The sequence below is a fragment of the Herpetosiphon geysericola genome, from assembly GCF_001306135.1.
Taxonomy (GTDB): domain Bacteria; phylum Chloroflexota; class Chloroflexia; order Chloroflexales; family Herpetosiphonaceae; genus Herpetosiphon; species Herpetosiphon geysericola.
This window is the reverse complement of the sequence record NZ_LGKP01000043.1, coordinates 1-9,594: the sequence shown is the minus strand read 5'-3', so window position 1 is coordinate 9,594 and position 9,594 is coordinate 1. Positions and strand designations below refer to the sequence as shown.

Genomic DNA, 9,594 nt, shown 5'->3' with positions numbered 1-9,594 from the left:
TCAGGAGAGCGGCGGCTGGACCATCATCCAGGCAACCTATAGCCTGCATTCGATCCCACCTGAGGAACGACCGGGGCTGCTGCGTCGGCTGCGCGATCTAGGCCAGCGTCTGCTGATCGTCGAGTTCGACGTGCCGGAGTTCGCCGCCATGTACGATCCAACACGGGTGCGTGATATCCTGGGCCGCTACCAGCGCGGACTGGCCGAGTACGCCGACGATGGTGGCCTCGTTGCCCAGGGCTTTCTGATGCCCGTTCTCTTCGGCTACTTCGACCAGACGGCGGCCCGCACGACCTACGAGCAGCCAATCGCAGCTTGGGCGGAGGTAGTACGCGCGGCAGGTTTTGCAACAGTCGACGTCCGCCCGATCTATGACTACTGGTGGGCGACAGCGTGGTTAGTATCCGGCAGCAGCTAACGGAAGACTGTGATGCTGCCTTCGTTACCCTGACGGGCTTGAAACATGGCGCTCGGACCCATAGCGGCAGAGAGCAACGATTCGTTTTTGAAAGGCCATCATTCAGACTGCATACCCATGCGCGTTACCTCATGATCGGAACCGGGGAGCTGCCAGCAACGGTCACCCGTGTGGGCACCATGCACAGACATGGATCGACCCCATAGACCAAAAAACAGGAATCGTTGCCACACCCCATGGTCGTACATATGTATGGGCCTGATGTATGCTGTATTCTGGGTGCCAGCGTTGCCCCCAAGCAAAGGACCAGGCTGGTCGCCGCGCCATGAGCTGTGCTTGGGGGCAACGCTGGTCGCCGCAATGTGAGTTATCCATCCGGATGCGTTTCATGCGCGAGGTTGGGGAGGACATGATGACGTCGATACCGGATCGTGAACCAGACAAAGCACCCTAAAGCGAGACCCACGATACTTTGGACGAGGATCCATCCCCAGCCCGTGACCGTTAAGCCATAGGGCAGGAGCAGGCTGATTCCCACAACTCCAAGCCCATTACTCAGGAGTAGCCCGAGCAAGACGGCCATCGGACGCTGCTGAATCCGTAGGAGGGTGATCAGCAGGGTGGTTCCAACCCATGGAATATTGCCGATTAGGAGCAAGAGCAGAAAGGGCTGACCGAGAGCAGCATAGGTTTGTCCATACCATGGCAAAAGGATGGGACTCACCAGCGCGAACAGGCTGCCGAATCCAACCGTTAATCCTACTCCCGTCATCAAGACCCGTGGCAATAACGTCACCAGTTGCTCAGGATGATAGATGCCTTCGCGTAAAAAGGCATCAGCCGTTGAACTTGTCCATGAACTAATGCTACTCCCTAATGACCACATAATAAAAAAGACGGCTCCCAGCTGTGCTCCTGCCTGATGAACCACGATTAAGGGCAGCAGCATATCCGGTAAGCGTTGGAGTTGATCGGCCAGATAATTTGGCAACGCGTCTTTCCGAAACGTATGATGCGGCCATTGGGCCCAGACAAGTGTACGCTGGTAGTGCGGTATCACCTTGGGCAATCCCATGCCAATACTGACGAGCGTTACCACAATCACCGCGAGCGTATATGCCAGCATAATGGCGACAAAGCCTCCCAAGGGACGCAAGAGGAGAATCAACACTAAGGCCAAACTCGCTTGTCCGACTTGCTTATAGAGCGAAAACCGAAGCCGTTGTTGCGCCAAGAAAATCCAATTCACGATCTGCGCGAGCGCAAGGCTCATGGTTAGGAGCAGCAGGATGCCACCCACGAGCACGCGATTGGTGGGTTCTTGGGGAAACCACACGGTCATCGTCCCTACGGCAATACTGACCAATACTACCGTCAGCCCCGCAATAAGGACTAAGATGAGGTTAATCAACGCACTGGGGTTGGGATGATGGCGAAGCTGGCGAAGCACCACATAGCCCAATCCCATTTGGGCTATATTTGCCATAAACATCGCAGCACTGATCAACACAGAGGCGTGACCAACGGCATCAGGAACTGCCAAACGCGTTGCAGCGAGCCAAAAGAAAAATCCCAGTCCTGTTCCGATAATCCGCATTGCCATCAAGAGTCCCGTTTGGATCAGAAACGCATCGTCCCAGTCGCGTATCCGTTGTGGCAAGAACCCAGCTAGTGGGAATTGTCGCTTCGTCATCTTCATCGGTTAATTGCCTCGTGGGATATGTGCAAACCATAACGACAACGGCGGTTGCTGGTCGGTCATTACCCGTATCACGATCGCGTGATCGTCTGCCGTCACGGGGATTTCCCACGTCAGTGGGGTCACGGTACTGGGCAGAAGCTGTTGTGTGCTCGTCATCAAGGTCGTCCCATCATGCGTTTCGATCACGACCGTTGCCTGCATCGGAGCGGTGGTGTTATTCGCAAGGTGGATCGTTATTGCTCCTGCGCGTGCTTGGGTAGTAAACGTCTCGAGCGGAGGGAGTGATGTGGTCTGGGCCATGACATTATTGGTAGCAAATCCAATCCAAGCGATTATGACTACGAGGACACTGATACCATACCGCCACCACCGTGGTGCAATCGTGAAGGATTGGCCCCGCAGGCGAACAAGTACGAGGCCTACGATAGGGACGAGGAGTGTGAGACCGCTGATCCATTCTATACCAATGCCGGTTAACTGCACCAGATAACTGATGCCCGTGAGATGAACGATGGAGAACGCAATGGTGCATGCGAGGATCACGCGAATATCGAGGTTTGGTCCAAACATCTGTTTGCGTTGCGCAAGCCACACGATGGCTAATCCAGGAATGACAAAGAGAGCAAGCATCGTTCCAAACAAGCGGAAGGCGTGTCCGATCCATGAGGATGGTGCTTCCAACGCCATGACTTGGGGTACAACGGTGGGAAGCGCACGATCGATGGGCTGCAACAGGCTTAAGCGGGAACTTGCATAAATTTGATTGGTTCCAGGATGCTGTTCAATCAAGGGATTGGTAAGAATCCATGAGATAAAGTATTGCCATTGAGTCGTAATTAACGGTTTTGTCGTTTTTGCAATCGCAATATAGTCAATTGCTTGGGGCAGCGGGTGTCCTTCAGCCACAGCACGATAGTTAGACGCATCAATCCAGGCAAGGTTAATCATGGTGTGGTTGGTTGCCCGTTGTAGGGCTAACGATCCATACAGATTCGCATCACTTAACACCGTACTCTCGGTAGCGATTAACCCGCTTGCGCGTCCGGTTTGTTGCGCGGTCATATCGGGTTGGATGGTTGGCGCAAAATGAAAAAAACCAACCATGGCGCTGGCGACGAGGAGTACCAGCATTGGACCTCGCCAGCGCGCCCACGGCTGCTCGCGCCATACGAGGGGCACAATACAGGGAAAGAGGACGGGAATAACGCGGAGACTCAATGCCCCATAGAGGAGGTACATCGTTGTATGTGCTAGCGCAATCCCTCCAATCGCCCAGACAAAGATAGCCTGTGGTGTTGCAACAAGGGCTTGGATCTGACGCGTTTTTCGCATGAATGTGATCTGTCCGATCATCCACCAGCCTACCGGCACCGTGAGCAGGAGGAGACAAATGAGCGTACTCCCCGTGGCAATGGGAGGATTAACGGGTGCAACCATGAAGGGGTCGAGTCCTGCTGGTGTGCGTTGGAGCAAAGGGCCGAGGACTTTGCTCACGAAACTCTGTCGAATCGTCGTGAAACTGATAGTTTGCAGGTGCTGCCATCCATGGTGGAGCACGGTATCAACCGCAAGATCCCATGCGATCCAACTCACCGGCAGCAGCCACGAATAGCGATAGGGGGAGGCGGTTGTGCGCTGCGCAAGTTTACTCCCACCAACACCAATCACTATTAATCCAATCATCCAGAGCGGCGTGGTATGGTAATGCAAAAAGGTCGCAAGAAAGATAGCCGTGAGCAGGATCTCATAGACCCGTTTCGGATGCGTGAGCCATTGATAGAAGACAATCAAAAATCCCAGCAGGAGGCAGTAGACCCACACATAGGTTTGGGTACTAAATTGATTATAGATGCCTGGATAATACCAGCTCGTAAAGAGTGCAATTCCCGCAGCCCAGCGGCGCGAGGATGTCAAAAAGAGCACCACTCCATAGTACCCAAGGGCTAAGAGCAAGGCGCCAATCGGGACAACGACCAAACTATCCAATGGCCAGTCCGTCGCCTGAATCAAGGCGGTATGGATGAGATCACTGCCTAAATGCTCTGGTCGATAGGCCCCAGCATTGGTCGTATAATCGGCAATGTGCGCTTGATCGGTCGAGAGTTGGGCCCGAGCAACACGAAAGGCATTCCATGGTTCGTGAAGCTGTTGCTGGGAGAGAATAATCCCAGGGATTACACATGCAATGAGAACCATGATATCAAACAGCATCGTTCGGCCATAGCGGCGCAGATCATGATGATGGAACCACGATCGCGGTTGAATACGTACTGATGGTAGGACACGCATACGATGCTCCTAAGAATACATTGCATCCGATTCATTGGTCGGATCAAGAATATAGAGGTCAAGGGGAAAGCGCTGGATACATGCCCGCGTTCGTTCTTTGGTCGCAAACCAACATGCACGGAGACCATTCATCCACCCTGCTTGGCGCATTAATCGAATATCAAGATCGGAATAGACTGTCCATGCATGCGATGCACTACTCCCAATCACGACACTCTCCGCAATACATGATTGCTGCTGAATGCGGTTAATTAAACGGATGCGATAGTCATCAAAGCTCTGAGCCGTTTGACCGGTGGGATAAAAATGTTTCAAGACCCCCCACACATGGCCATTACAACAAACATTTATGGTATGGGCGATGATCCACGCCATGATCCAACCCTGCCACCCAGGAATCATCCCACGCAGTCCAGCCGCAAGGCTGAGTGTTAACACCCCATCAAGGGCGAGCTTAAAGTGGCGTTCCGTCCGATGCATATAGAAGATGCTTTGGAAACACCAATGGGAGAACAACGCGCCACTCGGATGGGTAAGGAATCGGCGCAGGTGCTGATCAGAGAATCGACCATAGCCATGCTTTTTTGCTGGTTTAGGAACAGACATAGGGTTCCTCAATCAAGTGACAAATTGTCTGATGAATCGCCGCAATCGATTGATCGCCGGCAATTAATGGCCAGCCAAAATGGGTTGCAATGATTTGAAACGCGCGAATGCGCTCAGGCAGAACTCGGTCGTAGACTAAATCCTTCCGCCGTTGCCGAATACACGTCGGATCGCCATCGAGCAGGAGGATAACCGCTCCCGCAGGAATCAAGCGAATATACCAGCGCGCATACCAGCGGTTTAATAAATCAAAATCTTGGGTCGCAACCATCAAATCGGCGAGCATGTCCACGACAAATCGTTCACAGACAATGACTTTGCCCGTTGCAATGGGCCAATACAGGGATTGGATTGCAACACTGAGTGCGTCAAGCCAGAGCAGTATTGGAAACAGGTGCTTCATAATCCACGACGAACGAAAATCCCAATATCCGTGTTGTCCGTGGGGATGCGACTCATACCAACTCAATCCACGAAGCCGGGCATAGACTAAAAACAGCGTGCTTAACCGAAAAGGAAAGCGTAACCAGCGATGGGCAACCGGCAATCCTTGGGCAGTTAACTGATCGATCACTTGGCGCACTTGGGTTGTTTTACCAGCCCCATCACTGCCCGTGATATAAATCATCGAATACCGTTTTCGCTGGTTTAGCCAAGAAAGGAATGCCATTGCTCCCCCATTTCTGCCCATTGCCGCACCATGCGTGGTCTTGAAGGCGCAGCATACTGCTGTCGACTACTGTTGAGAATGGCGTGGTGAAGCGATTGTGGCTGGGCTGGTTCGGCAAGCACGTGCTGCCCATAGGCTGCAAACTCCGGTAAACAGCCAATAGTTGTCGTAATAACCGGCTTCCCTAAGGCATGGGCTTCGAGTAAACTCAGCGGGGCATCGGATGGAACCAAATCAAATGGTAGGGCCACACTATCGGCAAGGGCAACATGACGAATTAATGTCCGTGATGGTAAATAGCCACTAATAATCCGAACATAGGGTTGGATCGATGGTTGCGCTAATAAGCGGCCAAGCTGCGCATCAGCATGCTGCAATTCACGCGGATGCCGTCGACTCAGCAACAATAAGCGCAAGGATGGATTATGCTGGCGCGCACGGCTGAATGCATCTAATAAGGTATGCAAACCGCGTAAGGGTGCTGGCGAGCCAAAGTACACCATTACATGATCATGGGGGCCAAATCCTACGTGCTCGCGTACCGCAGCATCGTTGTTTTGTTCCTCAAACCAGTCCGCATCGATGCCTGGCGTAATCACGGTCATCGCGTGGGATGGTACCCCAAGGTCTACTAAACGGGCCTTGGTTGTTTCGGTCTGAACCACAAGGTGATCGAGTTGTTGCATCCGATAGCGGTGTTGAAACGCTTTGGTGGGAATTAATGATCCTGCTAAATGAATCGCTCCCAGTTGATAGTTCTTGATTAAGCGACTCAGGCCAATCTGCCATAATTGCGTGAGTTGATAGATGGGACTTGTGAAAATACCAATATTGATTGCGCCAGGATAGTGATAGTGGCCATGCAGCATACTGGTTTTTCCAAGATGCCACAGGACGACATCCGGTTCACAGGATGCTAACGCTGCGTGTAGGTGTTGGTTCTTTGGATGATAGGTAAGCGATGGCACGCGAAGAATCGGAACGCCATAAAACGTTCGCTCGCGATCAGTCCCAGTGCTAACGATCGTGACCATATGCCCATGCAGTTGCAGATTGATTGCAACTTCACATAAATAGCGCCATGGTTGGAGCCGCACACAATGCGCTTCGCACCCAGCAGCAATTAAGACAATGCGTTTCATGCAGCAACTCCTTGGCTCGCTTGCTGATAAGCCGCGAGATAGCGTTGGCCAATCCGCGACCAGCTGTAGTGCTGTTTGATGGTTCGTCCTGCCTGCTGACCGAGCGCATCAGCCATATCGGGCTGGTCAATGAGCGCTTGAATCGCCGCAGTTAAGTGCGTTGGCGCATGGGGTTGCACGAGGATTCCATTCGTCGGCGTGATGACATCCAACGCGCCGCTCACTGCTGTTGCCACGACCGGACATCCACAGGCCATGGCTTCGAGTAAGGCGGTTGGTAATCCTTCGTAGTGCGCAGGATGGATATAGGCCCATGCACCACGATACAGATTGGCTAAGGCTATTCGATCATCAATATGCCCAAGTAATTGCACATGATCGTCAAGTTGGTAGTGAGTAATCTGTTTTTGAAGGGTTGCGGCTAAAGGGCCTTGCCCAACAATTAAAAAACGGTATGCTGGATACTGTTTGATGAGCGCAGCCGCACTCACAATCAAATCCTCTAAGCCTTTCCTTGGTGCAAGCCGTCCCACCGTTAAAAAATACCGTTGTTGAAAGCGCATACGAGGGTCTGGAGCCGGATAAAAGGTCGTTGTATCCACTCCATTTCCAAGGATGGCAATCTCATGCGGGAGCACACCATAGGTGCTTAATTCTTGAGCAACACTCGTTGCAACCGTGGTAATCTGGGTTGCTTGCCGCAAAAGCCGTTTTTCTAAGCGAATACTAAAGGGTGTTTGCAGCCGAATGAGCATGCCCAGCATGGAGCGAAGCGGAATAGACGCCGTATCGGTTTTCATTGGGGTATGCACCGTGACAACAACGGGATAGGGACTATTTGGAATTTTGACCAGCGGGGTATGCACATGAATCAGGTCAAGTCCATACGTTTTGGCAATCGTATCGAGTGTTTGCTCAACGAAATAGCCATGGAAATCGACATGAAGTGGGTAAACGCGCCAAAACGTTGGCCGCCAGATATGAATGCGCTCAACCTGCTCATACGATGGTTTCATAGATTCACGGCGCGTAATCATATGGACTTCATGGCCTTGTTGGGTCAAGAACAGTCCAAGATTCCAAACATAAAACCCAATACCTTCACACGCGGGCAAGGGTGTTGATAACACGAGGGCAATACGCATCTTAAGAACCTTTCCGGCGTAACCAAGGAAACCAGACAACAGTCGGACGATCCCACTGGGCGAGGTAGTGTCGGATAGTCGGCACCAACCGTGAGGCAGCGGACGCATCGTCCGCGTGATACAGTGCATGGTGCATGGCATCACGTAACGCCTCGGGGGTAATGTCACGGACATACTGCGCATACCCAATCTGCTCAACGGCAGTAGCAAGCTCTGCTTGGTGATCGTCAGGGCATTCTGCATAATGACGTGCGCGGGCGACGACGATTAATGGTCGTGCGTATTGGCGCGCCATAAGAATTGATCCTGCCCCTGCTTGGCTAATCACGATGCGTGCTTGCACCATAAGCCGACGATACTCCGCATCATTGAGCCATGGTCGGGCTTGGGCATACTGCACTCCAGCGCGCGTATGCCCTGTTTGGATAATGACGGTTTCGTCGATCTGTGCTGCAACGCAATCCATTGCCTGCACAAGTCGATCAAACGGTTCGGGTCGCGTTCCGACACTCACAAAGATCATAGGATCGCTCCAGCATACTGTGCTTTTTTTCCAGCAATCGCGCAGAGCTGGGGCCATTGCACTAAAAAAACATCACTCACGGGATACACGACTTTGCCAGTTTGCGAGACACTGGTCACCCGACACCAGCTTTCAATAAAGATTGTTTTGCAACCGAACAATTTTCCGAGATAAAAAAAAGGAATGGCGATTTCAGCGCCCATGCTAATGAGTACATCAGGACGCTCTTTGCGCAGCACCATGGCAGCCCAACCACAAGCACGAAGCATGCGGCCAGGATGCCGCCCAATATCACGGGTGAAATAGGCACGGCCTGTTTGTTGCACATCAGCAGCGCGTGGGCTGGTATAGGTTGCAATAAAACGATCATAGCCAGCAAACGCAGCAAAGATTTGGAGGGTTTCTGTCCAATGCCCCCCATGCGAGCAAATAATGCCAAGTTTCATTGCCATCCTCCAGCAAAGCGGTGGGCCAAACGCAGGAGCGGATTGATCATCCACGCCATGAGCCGTGCTCCGTAACCATCGTGGATGGATTGGAAATCGAGTGCGCTTGCTAAGTGCTGGAGGACAGCCTTTTCATGATGAGGCTGTGCCTGCGGTAATGCTGCTGGTCTGCTTTTCCAATAGATCCAGAGTGCCCCATACACCCGAAGTTTGATCCCCCAATAGCGTGGTCCACGCAGTAGGAAATAACCACCCGTAATTACTTCACTCATGAGGAGGCCTGGAATTAATCGATACAAGACGGAGGGTGAGAAATTTTTTATGAGCATGTAATAACGATTGCGTTCAATCAAAAATGCTTTTTTGGGCGTATAGTCCAAGCGATATTTGTGCTGAATAACAGCATGCGCAACATAAAAACAGCTGAATCCAGCCAATCGGACTCTTAACGATAAATCACTATCTTCCACATACATAAAGAATGCTTGATCAAAGCCACCAAGCTCTGTAAAAAGGTTACGTCGGATAGCGCATGCTGCCCCAGATACGGCATCAACGGTGCAACTCATCGCATACTGTGTGCGGGGTTGGTTCGCCCCACGACAATAGGTCAGTCCTGTATAGTGCATATGGTTGCCACACGTATTAATCTG

9 protein-coding genes and 1 pseudogene are annotated in these 9,594 nt (G+C 52.1%); 1 reads left to right on the top strand and 9 read right to left on the bottom strand.

Annotated elements, in window-relative coordinates:
* Positions 1-418, top strand: a pseudogene (locus tag SE18_RS27665) (class I SAM-dependent methyltransferase); the annotation flags it as partial.
* A 367-nt stretch (positions 419-785) separates the two neighbouring features.
* Here the strand turns inward: SE18_RS27665 and SE18_RS25940 are convergent.
* The 9 genes from SE18_RS25940 to SE18_RS25900 form a co-directional block, all read right to left on the bottom strand.
* Positions 786-2,021 (bottom strand): polysaccharide biosynthesis protein, encoded by a 1,236-nt coding sequence (locus SE18_RS25940; RefSeq protein WP_152976779.1) that lies wholly within the window; start codon positions 2,019-2,021, stop codon positions 786-788.
* A 99-nt stretch (positions 2,022-2,120) separates the two neighbouring features.
* Positions 2,121-4,409: a hypothetical protein gene (locus SE18_RS25935; RefSeq protein WP_054537386.1), complete on the bottom strand. Its 2,289-nt coding sequence runs from the start codon at positions 4,407-4,409 to the stop codon at positions 2,121-2,123.
* Positions 4,410-4,418: 9 nt separating this feature from the next.
* Positions 4,419-5,015, bottom strand: a complete 597-nt coding sequence (locus SE18_RS25930) for a hypothetical protein (RefSeq protein ID WP_152976778.1) — start codon at positions 5,013-5,015, stop codon at positions 4,419-4,421.
* Positions 5,002-5,643 (bottom strand): nucleoside/nucleotide kinase family protein, encoded by a 642-nt coding sequence (locus SE18_RS25925; RefSeq protein WP_054537384.1) that lies wholly within the window; start codon positions 5,641-5,643, stop codon positions 5,002-5,004. The genes SE18_RS25930 and SE18_RS25925 overlap by 14 nt, the downstream gene beginning before the upstream one ends.
* A gap of 20 nt (positions 5,644-5,663) precedes the next feature.
* Positions 5,664-6,827, bottom strand: coding sequence for a glycosyltransferase family 4 protein (locus SE18_RS25920; RefSeq protein WP_054537383.1), 1,164 nt, complete (start codon positions 6,825-6,827; stop codon positions 5,664-5,666).
* Positions 6,824-7,972 (bottom strand): glycosyltransferase family 4 protein, encoded by a 1,149-nt coding sequence (locus SE18_RS25915; protein ID WP_054537382.1) that lies wholly within the window; start codon positions 7,970-7,972, stop codon positions 6,824-6,826. Before SE18_RS25915 ends, SE18_RS25920 begins: the two co-directional genes overlap by 4 nt.
* A gap of 1 nt (position 7,973) precedes the next feature.
* Positions 7,974-8,495: a glycosyltransferase gene (locus SE18_RS25910; protein ID WP_054537381.1), complete on the bottom strand. Its 522-nt coding sequence runs from the start codon at positions 8,493-8,495 to the stop codon at positions 7,974-7,976.
* Entirely contained in the window at positions 8,492-8,941 is a 450-nt protein-coding gene (gene pssD, locus SE18_RS25905) for a PssD/Cps14F family polysaccharide biosynthesis glycosyltransferase (RefSeq protein WP_054537380.1), read from the bottom strand. The genes SE18_RS25910 and pssD overlap by 4 nt, the downstream gene beginning before the upstream one ends.
* The coding region (locus SE18_RS25900; RefSeq protein WP_152976777.1) for a glycosyltransferase family 2 protein at positions 8,938-9,594 on the bottom strand (657 nt) is incomplete at its 5' end. The genes pssD and SE18_RS25900, both read right to left, overlap by 4 nt.

Coding starts and splice junctions, on each gene's coding strand:
- SE18_RS25925 (WP_054537384.1), bottom strand. CDS start 5,643: ATGATTTATATCACGGGCAGTGATGGGGCTGGTAAAACAACCCAAGTG.
- pssD (WP_054537380.1), bottom strand. CDS start 8,941: ATGAAACTTGGCATTATTTGCTCGCATGGGGGGCATTGGACAGAAACC.
- SE18_RS25920 (WP_054537383.1), bottom strand. CDS start 6,827: ATGAAACGCATTGTCTTAATTGCTGCTGGGTGCGAAGCGCATTGTGTG.
- SE18_RS25940 (WP_152976779.1), bottom strand. CDS start 2,021: ATGGCAATGCGGATTATCGGAACAGGACTGGGATTTTTCTTTTGGCTC.
- SE18_RS25910 (WP_054537381.1), bottom strand. CDS start 8,495: ATGATCTTTGTGAGTGTCGGAACGCGACCCGAACCGTTTGATCGACTT.
- SE18_RS25930 (WP_152976778.1), bottom strand. CDS start 5,015: ATGTCTGTTCCTAAACCAGCAAAAAAGCATGGCTATGGTCGATTCTCT.
- SE18_RS25915 (WP_054537382.1), bottom strand. CDS start 7,972: ATGCGTATTGCCCTCGTGTTATCAACACCCTTGCCCGCGTGTGAAGGT.
- SE18_RS25935 (WP_054537386.1), bottom strand. CDS start 4,409: ATGCGTGTCCTACCATCAGTACGTATTCAACCGCGATCGTGGTTCCAT.